The following is a 16,286-nucleotide window of genomic DNA, read 5'->3' as shown; positions in this document are numbered from 1 at the left end:
ACCGGAAGTCGGCGGTCGCGGGAGGAGGGTCCGATGGTTCGGGAGACGCGGACGACCTGTGCGATCGTCGGGGCCGGGCCGGCCGGGCTCGTGCTGGGGCTGCTCCTCGCCCGCGCCGGGGTCGCGGTGACGGTCCTCGAGAAGCACGCCGACTTCCTCCGCGACTTCCGCGGCGACACGGTGCACCCGACCACGCTGGGTCTGCTCGACGACCTCGGGCTCTTCCCCCGCTTCGACGCGCTGCCTCACTCGAGGATCCAGCGGGTGAGCGTGCCGACCGGAGGTGCGCCGATGGTCGTGGCGGACTTCTCGCGGCTCCCAGTGCGCCATCCCTTCATCGCGATGGTGCCGCAGTGGGACCTGCTCGCCCTGCTGGCGGAGGAGGCCGCGACCGAGCCGTCCTTCACCCTGCTGACCGAGCACGAGGTGACCGGGGTCGTCCGTGAGGGCGATCGCGTCGTCGGCGTGGAGTACACGGCGGAGTCGGGGCCGGGGCGGCTGCTCGCCGATCTCACCGTGGCGTGCGACGGACGGTGGTCGGCCGTGCGCCGGTCGGTCGGGCTCGTGGCGCGCGAGGCCGCGGTGGGCTTCGACGTCTGGTGGTATCGGATCCCGACGCGGCGCGACGTGGGCGAGTCGCTGCTGCCGCGCCTGGCGGCGGGACGGGTGGCGATCGCGATCCCGCGGAGGGGCTACCTCCAGGTCGCGCGGCTCGGAGCGAAGGGCACCGACGCCCGGGTGCGCGGTCGGGGGATCGAGTCGTTCCGAGCGGAGGCGGCGGCGCTGCTCCCCGAGGTCGCGGGTGATGTGAAGTCGATCGCCTCGATGGAGGAGGTGAAGCACCTCGACGTCCGGCTGGACCGCCTCCGCCGCTGGTCGGCACCCGGGGTGCTCTGCATCGGCGACGCGGCGCACGCGATGTCCCCGGTCGGAGGAGTCGGCATCAACCTCGCCGTGCAGGACGCGGTCGCGACCGCGCGACTGCTCGCCGGCCCGCTGAGCAGGGGCGTCTTCGAGTGCGGAGGCGATGGTCTGCTCGCCCGCGTGCAGCACCGCCGCGCTGTTCCGGCCGCACTGGTCCAGGCGCTGCAGCGGGTGCTGCACGCGCGCCTGATCATGCCGGCGCTGAGCGGCCGCCTGTCCGGCCCGCCGCGCCCGCTCGTCGTGCTCCTGCGCGCGCTGCCCGCCCTGGCGGTCTTCCCCGCCCTCCTCGTCGGGGTGGGCCCGCGCCCCGAGCGCGCGCCCGGCTGGTCCCGCCGCCCTGCGTCGTGATCCCGCGGGATCTCGATACGCCCTCTGCGAGGGCTGATCGATCAGCGGTCAGAGCGCCCAGCCGTTCGCACCACGCTCTGCGGAATCCTCCATGCGCTCCGCCGACCGCGGTCCTGTCTGCGCTCGCGCAGACAGGACCAGACGACTCACCCCGGGTGCGTCATCGACATGACGTCGAGGGCCGCGTCCAGCTGCTCCTCCGTCACCTCGCCGCGTTCGACGAAACCGAGGTCGACGACCGATTCGCGGACGGTGATGCCCTTCGCGACCGAGTTCTTCGCGACCTTGGCGGCGGCCTCGTAGCCGATGACCTTGTTGAGCGGGGTGACGATCGACGGCGACGACTCCGCGAGGGCGCGCGCACGCTCGAGGTTGGCCTCGAGGCCGACGACGGTCTTGTCGGCGAGGAGGGTCGCCGAGGTCGCCAGCAGGCGGATCGACTCGAGCAGCGCCGTACCCATCACCGGGATGGCGACGTTGAGCTCGAAGGCACCCGAGGCGCCGGCCCAGGCGATGGTGGCGTCGTTGCCGATGACGCGGGCGCAGACCATGAGGACCGCCTCCGGAATGACCGGGTTGACCTTGCCGGGCATGATCGACGAGCCCGGCTGCAGGTCGGGGATGTGCAGCTCGCCCAGCCCGGTGTTGGGGCCGGAGCCCATCCAGCGCAGGTCGTTGTTGATCTTGGTGAGGCTGACGGCCAGCACGCGGAGCGCGCCGGAGGCCTCGACCAGGGAGTCGCGGGCGCCCTGCGCCTCGAAGTGGTTGCGCGCCTCGGTGACGGGCAGGCCCGTCTCCTCCGCGAGGCGGGCGATGACCTTCTGCGGGAAGCCGGCGGGCGTGTTGATGCCGGTGCCGACGGCCGTGCCGCCGAGCGGGACCTCCGCGACACGGGGGAGCGCCGAGCGGACGCGCTCGATGCCGAGCCGGATCTGCATGGCGTAGCCGCCGAACTCCTGTCCGAGCGTCACGGGAGTGGCGTCCATCAGGTGGGTGCGGCCCGACTTCACGGCCTCGGACCACAGCTCGGCCTTCGCCTCGAGCGCCTCGGCGAGGTGCTCGAGCGAGGGGATGAGGCTCTCGATCAGCGCGCCGGTGACGGCCACGTGCACCGACGTCGGGAAGACGTCGTTGGAGGACTGGGAGGCGTTGACGTGGTCGTTCGGGTGCACGGTGCGGCCGAGCGCGGTGGTGGCCAGCGTGCTGAGCACCTCGTTCATGTTCATGTTCGAGGAGGTCCCGGATCCGGTCTGGTAGACGTCGATCGGGAAGTGCTCGTCGTAGCCGCCGGCGACGATCAGGTCGGCCGCGTCCGCGATGGCACCGGCGATGTCGGCGTCGAGGACTCCGAGCTCGGCGTTCGCGAGGGCCGCGGCCTTCTTGATCCGGGCCAGGGCGGCGATCTGCGCGGGCTCGAGGCCGGCTCCCGAGATCGGGAAGTTCTCGACCGCACGCTGCGTCTGCGCCGCGTAGAGCGCCGAGCGCGGGACCCGCACCTCGCCCATCGTGTCGTGCTCGATGCGGAAATCGGAATCGGTCGGGGAGTTGTCCACCACGCTGTGCTCGTCCTTTGCTCTGTGTCTCGTCGGGCTGTCGGTCTGTCTAGGGGACGGGGGTGTCGTCGGGTGCCACCGTCTGGAGGGGGGTGAGCGTCCGCTCCTGCTCCGAGCGGTAGGGGCTCAGCTGCGGCGGGTCGATGCCGAGCACCACGTCCGAGATCACGGTGCCGTCCGAGAGGCGGTAGTTCGCGCCGACGACCGCCAGCTCGCCCGCGGCGACCGCGTCGGCGATGAGCGGGGAGCGCTGGAGCAGCTCGGCGACGGTGTCGCGCAGGTGCTCCCGGCCGACGGCGAGGGCATCGGTCGCCGACGGATCGACGAGGACCCGGCCGTCGGGCTGCGGGCCCACGATGCGCCGGACCGCGGGGATGATCGGCTCGATGAGGTGCTCGATGTGCGGCGGGAGGCGCTCGGCGTCGGCCGCCTGGGACGCGATCGCCGCCTTCACGGCGCCGCACTCGTCGTGGCCGAGCACCAGGATCAGCTTCACCCCGAGCACGGCGACGCCGTACTCGAGCGAGCCGATGATCGAGTCGGCGATGACCTGACCGGCGTTGCGGACGACGAAGAGATCGCCGAGGCCCAGATCGAAGATGATCTCGGCGGCCAGGCGCGAGTCGCTGCAGCCGAAGAGGGCGGCGAGCGGCTTCTGCTCGGCGGCGAGCTCGGCGCGGCGCTCGACGTTCTGCCGCGGGTGCCGGGGCTCTCCGGCGACGAAGCGCTGGTTGCCCCGCAGCATCTCCTTCCACACCCACGCGGGCGGGCGCGACTCGCGCGGGACGGGGATGGTCTGGGGTGCGTCCTGGTCGCTCAGGTCGTGGCTCATCGTGTCTCCTCCTGGCCGATCTGCGGGGCGATGGCGTCGACGACCTCGCGGATCTCGTCGGTCGCCGCGGTGCCGTAGACGAGGTAGGTGCTCGACCCCTCCGTCGTCTCGAGAGCGTACGGGGTGTTGCCCGTGTCGGCTCCGGAGTCGCGGCGGTCGTAGACCGTCCACTCGCGGCCGTCGATCTGCTCGACGCCCGTCGCGGCGGCGCGGTCGAGCTGCGAGCCCACCCAGTTCTCGTCGGCGTCGAAGCCCTGGCTCACGCCGATGTAGCCCGCCTTCGGGGTCAGCAGGCCGACGTACCAGTAGTCGACCCCTCCGTCGGTGCGCAGCTCGGCGGCGTTGGCCGACCAGCCTTCGGGCATCTCGGGGACCACGAGCGTCTCGGTCTCGCCGAGCTGCAGCTGGGAGGCGACGAGGGGCACGTCGACAGCGGGTCGCTCCGTGCCGTCGCCGCGCGGGACGACCAGCACGATGAGGGCGACGACGCCGACGGTGGCGAGAAGCGAGAAGACGAGGTTGTTGACGGTCTTGCGCTGGCGGTAGAGCCGGGAGTTCTCGGCCTTGCGGGCCGCGATCTCGGCCGGTGTCTCGGGGCGGCCGAGCTCGGCGACGACGCGGGGCGGCTTCTGGCGGCTCATCCGGCGCTCGATCCGCCGGACCGGGCCGCGTCCAGGCGCGCGCGGGCCCCGATCAGCCACTCCTCGCAGCGGGCGGCGAGCGCCTCGCCGCGCTCCCAGAGCGCGAGGGAGCGCTCGAGGGTCGAGTTGCCCTGCTCGAGCTCGGACACGACGCGGACGAGCTCGTCGCGGGCCTGCTCGTAGCTGAGGTCGGCGGTGCCGGCCGACGAGGCGCCGGGGTCGGTGCCCTCCGAGGCGGAGGAGTCGGTGCGGGCGTCGGGCATGGGGATGATCCTATCGATCGGTGCTGGAGGGTGACTCGGCGTCTGCGGCGTCAGCCGCGCCCGGCGGGGTCGGCGGCCGCGCCCTCGGAGCGGGCCGACACGGCGCCCTCGGCGAGGGTGAGGACGAGGGACTCGCCCGCCGCCGCATCGCTGGGTGCGCGGACCACGTGCCCGGAGGCGTTCTGCACGATCGCGTAGCCGCGGTCGAGCGTGTGCTGGGGAGAGAGCGCGCGGAGGTGGCCGTGGAGGCGCTCGACCTCGAGGTGGGCGCGCTCGATCCGCCGCTCGACGAGCTCGGCTCCGCGCGCGACCCAGCGGGTCAGCTCCTCGGAGTGGCGATCGACCAGGACGTGCGGCTGCGCGAGGACCGGACGGGTGCGCAGCTGCGACAGCCGGTCGACCTCGTGCGAGACGAGCCCGCTCACCCGGCTGGTCATCCGGAGCCTCGCCTGCTGCACGCGCAGCAGCTCGTCGGAGACGTCGGGGACGACGCGCTTGGCCGCGTCGGTCGGCGTGGAGGCGCGCAGATCGGCCACGTCATCGAGGAGCGGGCGGTCGGCCTCGTGGCCGATCGCGCTCACGACGGGAGTCGAGCAGGCGGCGACGGCGCGCACGAGCCGCTCGTCGCTGAAGCCGAGGAGGTTCTGGAAGTCGCCTCCGCCGCGGGCGATCACGATCACGTCGATGCCCTCGTCCGCCTCCAGGGTGCGGAGGGCCGAGAGCACCTCGGGCACCGTGCGATCGCCCTGCACCGCGGCGTGCACCACGCGGAACCTCACGGCCGGCCAGCGCAGCTGGGCGTTGCGGAGGACGTCCTTCTCGGCGTCGGAGTCCTTGCCCGTGATGAGGCCGACGCCGTGCGGGAGGAAGGGGAGCGGCTTCTTGCGGCCCGCCTCGAAGAGCCCCTCCGACGCGAGCTGCCTGCGCAGCCGCTCGAGCTTCTCGAGGAGGTCGCCCAGCCCGACGTGCCGCATCTCGAAGACCTGCATCGAGAGGGTGCCGCCCTTGACCCAGTAGTTGGGCTTCACGAGCGCGATCACGCGGTCGCCCTGCGCGAGATCGGCCGGCAGGCGCGAGCGCACGGAGGACCACACGGTGAACCCGACCGTGGCATCGCCCGAGAGGTCCTTGAGCTTGCCGTAGACGTTGCCGCCCGAGACGCCCCACTGCGTGATCTCTCCCTCGACCCACGCGGTGCCCAGGCGCTCGATCCAGCCCTTGATCTTGCTCGCGAGCAGACCGACCGGCCACGGGGCGTCGGCGGTGGGAGGGGCGTCTGTCATCGGTGCCTTCGCTGGATCGGGCGGGGGAGCGCGGGGCCGGCCCGCGCCGACCACGGTACGGGATGCCTCCGACACCGTGGCCGCCCGAGCGAGCGGCCGCGCCGACGGCCGACCGGACGCCACCTGTGGAGGAGGCGGCTGTTCTGCACGAGTCGGCTCCGCACAGGATCCGGCCCGTAGGATCGTGGGGTGAGTGAAGCCTCGATCAGTCTGCCCATGCCGCGCATGCCCCGCGCCGCAGGACGTCTGCGCGACGTCCCCGTCGACGGGCCGAAGCGCGTCCTGCTCGCCGCCCCGCGCGGCTACTGCGCCGGAGTCGACCGTGCGGTGGTCGCCGTCGAGAAGGCCATCGAGCACTACGGCGCCCCCGTCTACGTGCGCAAGCAGATCGTGCACAACGTGCACGTCGTCTCGACCCTCGAGAGCCAGGGCGCGATCTTCGTCGACGAGGTCGACGAGGTCCCCGAGGGCTCGCACATCGTGTTCAGCGCCCACGGAGTCTCGCCGGCCGTCGTGCAGGGAGCGGCCGACCGCCACCTGCAGGCCATCGACGCGACCTGCCCGCTCGTCACCAAGGTGCACCGCGAGGCGGTCCGCTTCGCGCGCGACGACTTCGAGATCCTCCTGATCGGCCACGAGGGACACGAGGAGGTCGAGGGCACCGCGGGCGAGGCTCCCGATCACGTCACGCTCGTCGGCAGCCCCGACGACGTCCCCAACATCCACGTGAAGGACCCGGACAAGGTCGTCTGGCTCTCGCAGACCACGCTCTCGGTCGACGAGACGATGGAGACGGTGCGCCGCCTCCGCGAGCGCTTCCCGAACCTGCAGGACCCGCCGAGCGACGACATCTGCTACGCCACCCAGAACCGCCAGGTCGCCATCAAGAAGGTGGCCGCGAGCGCCGAGCTCGTGATCGTGGTCGGCTCGGCGAACTCGTCGAACTCCGTCCGCCTCGTCGAGGTCGCGCTCGAGTACGGCGCGAAGGCGTCGTACCGCATCGACTACGCGAGCGAGATCAAGCAGGAGTGGCTCGACGGCATCCGCACCGTCGGCGTCACCAGCGGCGCCTCGGTGCCCGAGGTGCTCGTGCGCGAGGTGCTCGATGATCTCGCCGCCGCCGGCTACAGCGATGTCGAAGAGGTCAAGACGGCGGAGGAGGACCTGATGTTCTCGCTCCCCAAGGAGCTGCGGAAGGACGTCGCCGGCAAGCGCGACGCCCGCGGCGTCGGCGGACGCATCAGCGCCGCGAGCTGACTCCCGCACCCCGCACGCGAAGAGGCCGCCACTCCCGAGGGAGGGCGGCCTCTTCGCGTGGGCGATCGCTCAGGTGTCGAGACCGGCGGAGCCCTGCGCGGACATCTGGTTGACGTACTCGCCGAAGGTCGGGTCTCCGAGGATCGCGATCGCGGCGACGACCATCGAGAGCACCACGGTCGCGACGATCCCGAGGATCGGCACCAGCACGGTGCGCTTGCCGGCGCGGAGCCGACGGATCGAGATCCAGACGGCGAACGCGACGATCAGCGACTGCGCGAGGGCGAGGACGACACCGAGGGCCCGGGCGAGGTCGGGGGAGGCGTAGGTGCCGATGCCCTGGCTCCGGTACAGCTCCTCGAGCGTCGTCGCGAAGCTCGACGGGTCGAGGAGGGTCGGCACGGCGAAGAAGACGCCGAGCGCCAGCAGCACGATCGTGAGCAGACGGTCGACGGGGTGCGCCGCCGCCGGCCGGGCCGGCGTCTTGGCCGGTCGGGGCTCCGAGTCGGAGCCGCGCGGGTCCGGGACGACGACCGCGTCCTCCGCGGGCTGCCACGACCAGCCGGGCGGTGCGTACTCGCCGTACTGGGGCTTCGGGCGCTCGGCGCGGCCCGGCTGGTCGTCGGCGTTCGTCACGGAGTGGTGTCCTACTTTCCGGAGTGCCCGGCGGAACCGAGCTGGCGGGTCGCCTCGGCCACGCGGGCGGCCATGGCGGTCTCGGCGATCTTGCCCCAGGCGCGCGGGTCGTAGATCTTCTTGTTGCCGACCTCGCCGTCGACCTTGAGGAAGCCGTCGTAGTTCTTGAGGACGGTGTCGGCGATGGAGCGGCTGAACGCGTACTGCGTGTCGGTGTCGATGTTCATCTTCACGACGCCGTTGCGGACCGCCTCGGCGATCTCCTCGTCGGTCGAGCCGGAGCCGCCGTGGAAGACAAGGTCCAGCGGCAGGGCGGCGGTGCCGTACTTCTGCTGCAGGCCGTCCTGGATCTCGCGGAGCAGCTCGGGGCGCAGGCGCACGTTGCCCGGCTTGTAGACGCCGTGCACGTTGCCGAAGGTCAGCGCGGCCATGTAGCGGCCCTGCTCGCCGAAGCCGAGGGCCTCGACGGTCGCGATCGCGTCGTCGAGCGTCGTGTAGAGGTGCTCGTTGATGTCGTGCGAGACACCGTCCTCCTCGCCGCCGACGACGCCGATCTCGACCTCGAGGATCGCGTTGATGTTCTTGACGCGGGGGAGGATCTCCTTCGCGATGGCGAGGTTCTCGTCGAGGGGCACCGCGGAGCCGTCCCACATGTGCGACTGGAACAGCGGCTCGCGACCGGCCTTGACCTCCTCCTCGGAGGCGGCGATCAGCGGGTAGACGAAGCCCTCGAGCGCGTTCTGCGGGCAGTGGTCGGTGTGCAGCGCGACGGTCACCGGGTAGTTCTTGGCGACCTCGGTGGCGAACTTCGCGAAGGCGATCGCTCCGGCCGCACGGTTCTTCACGGTGTGACCGGCGAAGTAGTCGGCGCCGCCCGTGGTGACCTGGATGATGCCGTCGGAGCCGGACTCGGTGAGCCCCTGGAGGACGGCGTTGATGGTCTGCGAGGACGAGACGTTGAAGGCGGGGTAGGCGTATCCGCCGGCCTTCGCCTTGTCGAGCATCTCTGCGTACTGATCCGGGGTAGCGACGGGCATGGCATCTCCTTTGACGGATGAACGGGAGGGGTCGGGCGAGGCCCGCGCCGCCGACGAGTCTAGCGAGGCGGGGCTGCGGCGTCCCCGGGGGCGCGAGGGACGCCTCCGGTAGGCTTCGACCCGGGATGGGGATCCGCGACAGCGGGTCCTGCGACGACGCCGTCTGCACGAATCGAATGCGAAGGACTCCGCGCTGTGACCGACAACGACTCTCTGTATCTCCACCCGGACCGGAACCTCGGAATGGAGCTCGTCCGCGCCACCGAGGCCGCGGCGATCCGCGCCGTGCCCTTCATCGGCAAGGGCGACAAGAACGCCGCCGACGGTGCCGCCGTCGACGCGATGCGCACGTTCCTCGGCACCGTGAACTTCGACGGGGTCGTCGTGATCGGCGAGGGCGAGAAGGACAACGCGCCCATGCTCTACAACGGCGAGCACGTGGGCAACGGCTCCGGGCCCGCCGCCGACATCGCGGTGGACCCGATCGACGGGACCTCGCTGACCGCCGCCGGCCGCCAGAACGCCCTCTCGATGATCGCCGTCGCCGACCGCGGGGCGATGTTCGACCCGTCGGCGGTCTTCTACATGGAGAAGATCGTCACCGGGCCAGAGGGCATCGGGATCATCGACATCCAGCGGCCGATCGGCGAGAACATCCGCGCCCTCGCGCGTGCCAAGCGCAAGCCGGTCGACGAGATGCGGATCGCGGTCCTCGACCGGCCCCGGCACACCCGGCTGATCGAGGACATCCGGGCCGCCGGCGCCGGGACCCGGCTGCTGCTCGACGGCGACGTGGCGGGCGGCATCAACGCCGCCCGGCACGACTCGCGGGTCGACATGTGCGTCGGCACGGGAGGCACCCCCGAGGGCATCATCACGGCGTGCGCCATCCGCGCGCTCGGCGGAGTGATCCAGGGGATCCTCCGTCCCAAGGACGACGACGAGCGGCAGCGGGCGATCGACGCCGGGCACGACCTCGACCGCGTGCTGCACGCGAACGACCTCGTCCGCAGCGACAACACCTACTTCGTCGCGACGGGCGTCACGAACGGCGGGCTCGTGAAGGGCGTGCGCAAGGAGGGGCACATCATCACGACGGAGTCGATCGTCCTGCGCTCGCGCTCGGGCACCATCCGCCGCGTGACCGCGCAGCACCTCGCGGAGAAGTGGCTCTAGCGGGGAAGCTCGGCATCCGGAGCGAGACGCCGGTCCGCCCGCCGAGACGCCACGGAGAACGTGGCGGCTCGGCCGGGGACCGGCGTCCCGGTGACGCGGACCGGTCTCAGGCGCTGCGCTCGTCGTCTAGGGCGGCGGTGTCGAGCAGCTCGACGGCGGTGAGGCGGCGCGGCGACGTGGTGACGCCTCCGAGCGGGGCGATGACCCGCGACTCGTCGAGCGAGTCGAACTGGCGCGCGGTCACCAGCACGCGGCTCTCGAGCGAGCCGGCGAAGGCGTTGTAGGAGTCGACGGTCTTCTCGAGCGAGCGGCGCAGCCCCTCCGCGTGGTCGGCGAGTGTGCCGAGCCGCGCGTAGAGGGTCTTGCCGAGATCGAGGAGTCGCTTCGCGTCGTCGGTCAGGACGTCCTGCTGCCACGTGTACGCGACGGTCTTCAGCACCGACCAGAGGGTGACCGGGGAGGCGAGCGCCACGCGCTTGCGGAACGCGTACTCGAGCAGGCTCGGGTCGGCGTCGAGTGCGCTGGCGAGCAGCGGCTCGCTCGGGATGAAGGCGATCACGAACTCCGGGCTGGCGGGCAGACCGCTCCAGTACTCGCGCCCGGCGAGGGCGTCGATGTGACCGCGGAGCGCGCGGACGTGGGCGCGGAGGAGCCCGGTGCGGCGCGCCTCCTCGTCGCTGCCCGCCCCGGCGGGGATGGCGCTCGCCTCGAGGTACGAGTCGAACGGGACCTTCGCGTCGACGGCGAGGGCCTTGCCTCCCGGCAGGCGGACGACCATGTCGGCACGGCCCCTCCCGGCCTCGCCCTCGAGGCCGAACTGCACGTCGAAGTCGACCCGCTGCGTGAGACCGGCCGCCTCGACGACGTTCCGCAGCTGCGTCTCGCCCCAGGCACCGCGGCTGGCGCTGGAGCGCAGCGCCGAGGCGAGTGTCTCGGTCGTCGAGCGCAGCCGCTCGCCGGCCGCGCGCTGACCCTCGAGCTGCTCGGTGATCGCGCCGAACTGCGCCGCGCGCTCGCTCTCGAGCCGGCGCACCGACTCCTGCATGCCGCGCAGGCTCTCGGCGACGGGGGAGAGAGTCTGCAGGATCCGCGCGTCGTGCCGCTCGCGCTCGGCGACGACGCGCAGCTGCTCCTGGAGCTCGCGGATCTGATCGCGGGCCGACCCCAGGTGCTCGCGGTGCTGCTCGACGACGGCCTCGTGCCGCTCCTCCATCCCCTCGGCACGGGCGCGCGCGGTGGCGAGCTCGAGGGAGAGAGCGGCATCCGGCGTGCGCGAGCGCACGAGGAGGAACGCCGCGATCGAGGCGAGGAGGGCGCCGACCGCGAGGCCGATGACGAAGGAGGTGTCCATGCCGCCGATGACATCACGGACCTCCGACATCGGCCGTCCTGCCCCTCGGAAGGGTGTGACGGCCGGGGAGCGGTGGTGTCGGTGCTTCCCCGTAGGCTTCCCGATCATGGGGAATCACCGCCGATCATCGCGCCTGCTCACCGCCGCGCTCGCCGTCGCCGTCGGGCTCGGCACCGCTCTCGTCCCGATCTCGTCCGCCTCCGCGGCGGAGGACGTCGCGCCGCCGGCGTCCGTCCTCGTCGACCCGGGGACGGCGGGGTCGTCTCTCCAGATCGACGACGGGACCGGTCTGCCCGACCAGAAGGTGCAGTACGAGGCGAGCAGCACGAAGAGCTTCCGAGCCGGGTACATCTTCAGCGACGCGAACTTCTTCGACAGCGACTCGCGCACCGTCTCGCAGATGCAGGCGGTCCTCGACGACAAGGGCCGCAACTGCTCCGGCACCCCCAACGGGGTCCCGTGCCTCAAGGCGTTCAGCCAGCAGACGCCGACCAAGGCCGCCGACGCGATGTGCACCGAGTACCGCGGCAGCTCGCAGGAGTCCGCGGCGTCGATCTTCACCCGCGTCGGCCTGGCGTGCGGCATCAACCCGCTGGTCCTCGCCGTGCTGGTGCAGAAGGAGACGAGCCTGGTCTCGACGACCAGCCCCACCGAGCGCCTCTACAACCGCGCCACGGGCTTCAACTGCCCCGACTCGACCGGCTGCGACAACGGCTCCGCCGGGTTCTTCACCCAGGTCTACGGGGCGGCGCGCCAGTTCAAGAAGTACGCGAACCCGCCCGGATCGGGCTCGAACTTCACCGCGTACGCCAAGGACACGACGCCGAGCATCCTCTACAACCCCGACACCTCGTGCGGCTCGTCGCCCGTGACCATCCGCAACCAGGCCACGGCGAACCTCTACTACTACACGCCGTACCAGCCCAACGACTACGCGCTCACCAACAGCGGCAACCAGGCCTGCGCCACCTACGGCAACATCAACTTCTGGTACATCTTCAGCGACTGGAACGGCACGCTCGCGAACGCCGGCGTCGCTCCTGCCGGTCGCGTGGACGCGCCGCGCATCTCGGGCGGCACGCTGACCGCGTCCGGCTGGGCCGTCGACCCGACCACGCAGCAGACCGCGATCTCGACCACGGTGACCGTCACCGCTCCCGACGGCTCGAAGGCGGTGCGCACCCAGAATGCCGGCGGCGACCGCGGCGACATCCCCGGCGAGTACCCCGCTGCCGGCCGCGCGCACGGCTTCACGGCGACGGTGCCCGCCTCGGCTCTCGGCACGTACACCGTGTGCGTGAGCGCCGCCTCCGTCGCCTGGAACCTCTGGACCGGCTCGGGCGACTCGAAGGCTCCGGGGTCGAAGGACCTCGGCTGCTCGAGCGTGAGCAACGGCTCGAGCAACGGCTCGGTGGCCGTGAGCCGCCTCGCCGGCAGCGACCGCCAGGGCACCGCCGTCGAGATCTCGAAGGCGACCTTCGGCGCGAACGTGCCGGTCGCCTACGTCGCCACGGGCGGCAACTTCCCCGACGCCCTGAGCGCCGCCCCCGCCGCCGCGAAGCAGGGCGGTCCGCTCCTGCTCGTCGACCGCGACTCGATGGCGCAGTCGGTGCGCGACGAGCTGACCCGCCTCAAGCCCGCGAAGATCATCGTCGTCGGCTCGGCGCTCAGCGTCAGCGACGCGCTGAAGAACGACCTCGCGCAGTACACGCGGTCGATCCAGCGCATCGGCGGCGTCGACCGCTACGACACGTCGAAGCAGATCATCCAGTACGCGTTCCCGCAGGGATCGTCGAAGGCGTGGCTCGCGACCGGCGAGAAGTTCCCCGACGCCCTGGGAGCCAGTGCGGCCGCCGGATCGGTGCGGGCTCCCGTGGTGCTCGTCAACGGCGGGCTGCCGACGGCCGACGCCACCACGAAGAGCATCCTGTCGGGGCTCGGAGTGAAGACGCTCACCATCGCGGGCAGCGCCCTCTCGGTCAGCGACGGCATCGCGGGCTCGGTGCCCGTCGCCTCCGTCACGCGGATCGGCGGGGCCGACCGCTACGACACCTCCGAGAAGCTCAACCGCGCCGCGTTCCGCACGGCGGGCACCGTCTACCTCGCGACGGGCGAGAACTTCCCCGACGCCCTCGCGGGAGCGACCGCCGCCGGATTCACGAAGAGCCCGCTCTTCGCCGTCCCGCCGACCTGCGTCCCGCAGGCCGTGCTCGACGACATCAGCGCCCTCGGAGCCAAGAAGGTCGTGCTGCTCGGCGGCACCGGGACGCTGTCCGACTCGGTGGCGCGCCTCGAGTCCTGCGGCTGATCGCCTCGCCGTCTGCCGCTAGCGTGGACGGATGAGCGCCTCCCCGACCGACGCCCGGCGCCGGCGGGGAGGCCTCTGCGTTCTCGTGGCGGTCGTCGTGGCCCTGCTGCTCGCGGGGGCGACCGATCTCACCGCGACGGCAGCGCCGGACCCGGAGCCCGTCAGCATCCGGATGTGGACGGACCTGGCCGGCGGAGTGGACGGCTCCGGCTTCGACCCGGGCGACATCGTGTCGGACGAGGTCTTCTTCGACGGTGACGCCCTGGGCCCCCTGACGATCCAGGCGTTCCTCGACGCGCGGGTCCCGGAGTGCAAGGGCGCGGAGGTGCCGTGCCTGCGCGACTACGCGGAGGACACCGCGGACGTCGCGGCCGACGAGCAGTGCGCGGCCTACCGGGGAGGGCCGGACCGCTCCGCCGCCGAGATCATCGGCTCGGTGGCCGTCGCGTGCGAGGTGAGTCCCGCCGTGCTGCTCGTCCTGCTGCAGAAGGAGCAGTCGCTCGTGACCGACCCGTCGCCGAGCGAGCGGCAGTTCCGCAGCGCGACCGGCTACGGCTGTCCGGACACGGCCGACTGCGACAGCGACTACTTCGGCTTCTTCGGGCAGGTCTACGGAGCCGCGTGGCAGTTCCAGCGGTACCGGAACCCGGACAGCAGCTTCGACTGGTACCCGGTCGGCGAGACCAGCGAGATCCAGTACTCGCCCGACGCGGCCTGCGGGACGGCTCCCGTGCTGATCGAGAACGCGGCCACGGCGGGGCTCTACTACTACACGCCGTACCAGCCGAACGCGGCGGCGCTCGAGAACCTCTACGGCGAGGGCGACGCCTGCTCTGCCTACGGCAACCGCAACTTCTGGCGCATCTTCAGCAACTGGTTCGGCGACCCGCGCGCGGGGGAGTGAGCGCGCGGCTCAGGCGGCGACGGGAGCCTTGGGACGGAGGCGCTTGACGGTGACACCGGCGAGGTCGCCGAGCTCGGCCATGCTGCCCGCACCGTGGCGCTGCGCGGCGTGCACGACGATCGCGGCGCACGCCTCGGCGTCGGCCGACGCGTCGTGGTGGCGGAAGTCCTCGAAGCCGGCGGCCATCGCCACGGCGGGCAGGCGGTAGGAGTCGAGCTCGTAGGTCTTGCGGGCGAGCTGCAGCGAGCAGAGGTAGTCGTACTCGGGATGCGCGAGGGAGGTCGCGGCGCAGGCGGCGCGGATGACGCCCATGTCGAACCCGGCGTTGTGGGCCACGAAGACGTCCTCGCCGGCGAAGGCGACCAGATCGGCGAACTGCTCGCTCCAGGACGCGGCGCCGTGCACGTCGTGCTTGCGGATGCCGTGGATGCGCGTGTTCCACTCGAGGAAGTCGTCGAAGCCGTAGGGCGGGCGGATGAGCCAGCCGGCGCGGTCGACGATGTGGCCGTTCCTGACCTTCACGAGCCCGACCGAGCAGGCCGAGGCCCCGTGGGAGTTGGCGGTCTCGAAGTCGATGGCGGTGAAGTCGATGGGCACGCCTCACCCTCTCATGCACCTCCGACACCGCCGCCCGCGGCACGCGGCCCCGCGTAGGATGGTCGCCCGTGGCTCTCACTATCGCAATCGTCGGACTCCCCAACGTCGGCAAGTCGACGCTCTTCAACGCGCTGACCAAGAACACGGTGCTCGCCGCGAACTACCCGTTCGCGACGATCGAGCCCAACGTCGGAGTCGTGAACCTGCCCGACGCCCGCCTCGAGGTGCTCGCCGGCATCTTCGGCTCCGAGCGCATCCTGCCCGCCCCCGTCTCCTTCGTCGACATCGCCGGCATCGTGCGCGGCGCGTCCGAGGGCGAGGGGCTCGGCAACAAGTTCCTCGCCAACATCCGCGAGGCCGACGCGATCGCCCAGGTCATCCGCGGCTTCGAGGACTCGGACGTCGTGCACGTCGACGGCAAGGTCGACGCCGCGAGCGACATGGAGACGATCAACACCGAGCTGGTGCTGGCCGACCTGCAGACCCTCGAGAAGGCCGAGGCCCGGTACGAGAAGGAGCTGAAGGGCCGCAAGATCGAGCCGATCGTCGTCGAGACGGCCAAGAAGGCCCGCGAGTTCCTCGACCAGGGCAAGCCGCTGTCGGCGTCCTCGATCGACCTCGACCCGATCCGCGAGCTCGGGCTGCTGACCGCGAAGCCCTTCATCTACGTGTTCAACGTGGACGAGGCCGTGCTGACGGACGACGCGCGCAAGGCCGAGCTGGCCGCGCTCGTCGCTCCCGCGCAGGCGATCTTCCTCGACGCGAAGCTGGAGTCGGAGCTCATCGACCTCGACGCCGCCGACGCCGCCGAGATGCTCGAGTCGACCGGTCAGACCGAGTCGGGCCTGAACCAGCTCGCGACCATCGGATTCGACACCCTCGGGCTGCAGACGTACCTGACGGCCGGCCCGAAGGAGACGCGCGCCTGGACGATCGGGAAGGGCTGGACCGCTCCGCAGGCGGCCGGCGTGATCCACACCGACTTCCAGAAGGGCTTCATCAAGGCCGAGATCATCTCGTTCGACGACCTCGTCGAGACGGGCTCGATCGCCGAGGCCCGCGCGAAGGGCAAGGCCCGCATCGAGGGCAAGGACTACGTGATGCAGGACGGCGACGTCGTGGAGTTCCGCTTCAACGTGTAGGTGTCGCTTCGGCCGAGCTTCGGCTCGTCGAATC

At 71.6% G+C, this 16,286-nt stretch carries 15 protein-coding genes; 6 read left to right on the top strand and 9 right to left on the bottom strand.

The genetic code is table 11. From position 1 onward, the window contains the following. Window positions 1–33 precede the first annotated feature (33 nt). Window positions 34–1,272 carry an FAD-dependent oxidoreductase gene (locus tag GSU68_RS11735; RefSeq protein WP_159908512.1) on the top strand — a complete coding sequence of 413 codons (1,239 nt, stop codon included), beginning with the start codon at window positions 34–36 and terminating at the stop codon, window positions 1,270–1,272. 146 nt (window positions 1,273–1,418) lie between these two features. Here GSU68_RS11735 and GSU68_RS11730 read toward each other — a convergent pair whose 3' ends face one another. The 5 genes from GSU68_RS11730 to xseA are packed head-to-tail and all read right to left on the bottom strand — an operon-like array spanning window position 1,419 to window position 5,844. Continuing rightward, on the bottom strand, window positions 1,419–2,828 hold the full coding sequence (locus GSU68_RS11730; RefSeq protein WP_159908510.1) for a class II fumarate hydratase: 1,410 nt from the start codon (window positions 2,826–2,828) through the stop codon (window positions 1,419–1,421). A gap of 46 nt (window positions 2,829–2,874) precedes the next feature. Beyond that, entirely contained in the window at window positions 2,875–3,657 is a 783-nt protein-coding gene (locus GSU68_RS11725) for a carbonic anhydrase (protein ID WP_208544561.1), read from the bottom strand. After that, window positions 3,654–4,298, bottom strand: a complete 645-nt coding sequence (locus GSU68_RS11720; protein ID WP_159908508.1) for a DUF4245 domain-containing protein — start codon at window positions 4,296–4,298, stop codon at window positions 3,654–3,656. The genes GSU68_RS11725 and GSU68_RS11720 overlap by 4 nt, the downstream gene beginning before the upstream one ends. Next, complete coding sequence (locus GSU68_RS11715) at window positions 4,295–4,561, bottom strand: exodeoxyribonuclease VII small subunit (protein ID WP_159908506.1); 267 nt, start codon at window positions 4,559–4,561, stop codon at window positions 4,295–4,297. Before GSU68_RS11715 ends, GSU68_RS11720 begins: the two co-directional genes overlap by 4 nt. A 50-nt stretch (window positions 4,562–4,611) precedes the next feature. Next, window positions 4,612–5,844, bottom strand: coding sequence for an exodeoxyribonuclease VII large subunit (gene xseA / locus GSU68_RS11710; RefSeq protein WP_159908504.1), 1,233 nt, complete (start codon window positions 5,842–5,844; stop codon window positions 4,612–4,614). A 216-nt stretch (window positions 5,845–6,060) separates the two neighbouring features. Here xseA and GSU68_RS11705 point away from each other — a divergent pair, with 216 nt between their 5' ends. After that, a complete protein-coding gene (locus GSU68_RS11705; protein ID WP_159910265.1) occupies window positions 6,061–7,101 on the top strand; it encodes a 4-hydroxy-3-methylbut-2-enyl diphosphate reductase in 1,041 nt (346 codons plus the stop codon). Window positions 7,102–7,170: 69 nt separating this feature from the next. Here the strand turns inward: GSU68_RS11705 and GSU68_RS11700 are convergent, their stop codons facing one another. Further along, entirely contained in the window at window positions 7,171–7,737 is a 567-nt protein-coding gene (locus tag GSU68_RS11700) for a DUF6264 family protein (protein ID WP_159908502.1), read from the bottom strand. 11 nt (window positions 7,738–7,748) lie between these two features. Beyond that, complete coding sequence (fbaA, locus tag GSU68_RS11695; RefSeq protein WP_159908500.1) at window positions 7,749–8,774, bottom strand: class II fructose-bisphosphate aldolase; 1,026 nt, start codon at window positions 8,772–8,774, stop codon at window positions 7,749–7,751. 243 nt (window positions 8,775–9,017) lie between these two features. On the opposite strand from fbaA, the gene glpX reads away from it, so the two are divergent. After that, a complete protein-coding gene (gene glpX / locus GSU68_RS11690; protein WP_159910264.1) occupies window positions 9,018–9,950 on the top strand; it encodes a class II fructose-bisphosphatase in 933 nt (310 codons plus the stop codon). Between the two features lie 106 nt (window positions 9,951–10,056). Here glpX and GSU68_RS11685 read toward each other — a convergent pair whose 3' ends face one another. Beyond that, window positions 10,057–11,331, bottom strand: coding sequence for a DNA recombination protein RmuC (locus GSU68_RS11685; RefSeq protein WP_244259254.1), 1,275 nt, complete (start codon window positions 11,329–11,331; stop codon window positions 10,057–10,059). A 76-nt stretch (window positions 11,332–11,407) separates the two neighbouring features. Here GSU68_RS11685 and GSU68_RS11680 point away from each other — a divergent pair, with 76 nt between their 5' ends. Both GSU68_RS11680 and GSU68_RS11675 read left to right on the top strand, forming a co-directional pair. Continuing rightward, entirely contained in the window at window positions 11,408–13,609 is a 2,202-nt protein-coding gene (locus tag GSU68_RS11680) for a cell wall-binding repeat-containing protein (RefSeq protein WP_159908498.1), read from the top strand. A 31-nt stretch (window positions 13,610–13,640) separates the two neighbouring features. Then, window positions 13,641–14,513 carry a hemagglutinin gene (locus tag GSU68_RS11675; RefSeq protein ID WP_159908496.1) on the top strand — a complete coding sequence of 291 codons (873 nt, stop codon included), beginning with the start codon at window positions 13,641–13,643 and terminating at the stop codon, window positions 14,511–14,513. A 9-nt stretch (window positions 14,514–14,522) separates the two neighbouring features. Here GSU68_RS11675 and GSU68_RS11670 read toward each other — a convergent pair whose 3' ends face one another. Further along, the gene (locus GSU68_RS11670) at window positions 14,523–15,110 is read right to left on the bottom strand and encodes an exonuclease domain-containing protein (RefSeq protein ID WP_159908494.1); all 588 of its coding nucleotides are present in this window, start codon (window positions 15,108–15,110) and stop codon (window positions 14,523–14,525) included. A 68-nt stretch (window positions 15,111–15,178) separates the two neighbouring features. Between GSU68_RS11670 and ychF the strand changes: the two genes are divergently transcribed. Beyond that, window positions 15,179–16,252, top strand: a complete 1,074-nt coding sequence (ychF, locus tag GSU68_RS11665) for a redox-regulated ATPase YchF (protein WP_159908492.1) — start codon at window positions 15,179–15,181, stop codon at window positions 16,250–16,252. Window positions 16,253–16,286 lie beyond the last annotated feature (34 nt).

It is taken from the genome of Rathayibacter sp. VKM Ac-2759, assembly GCF_009834225.1.
In the GTDB taxonomy this organism is placed as follows: Bacteria; Actinomycetota; Actinomycetes; order Actinomycetales; family Microbacteriaceae; genus Rathayibacter.
Note: the sequence above shows the minus strand (reverse complement) of the source record. Positions and strands in the feature narration are given on the sequence as shown.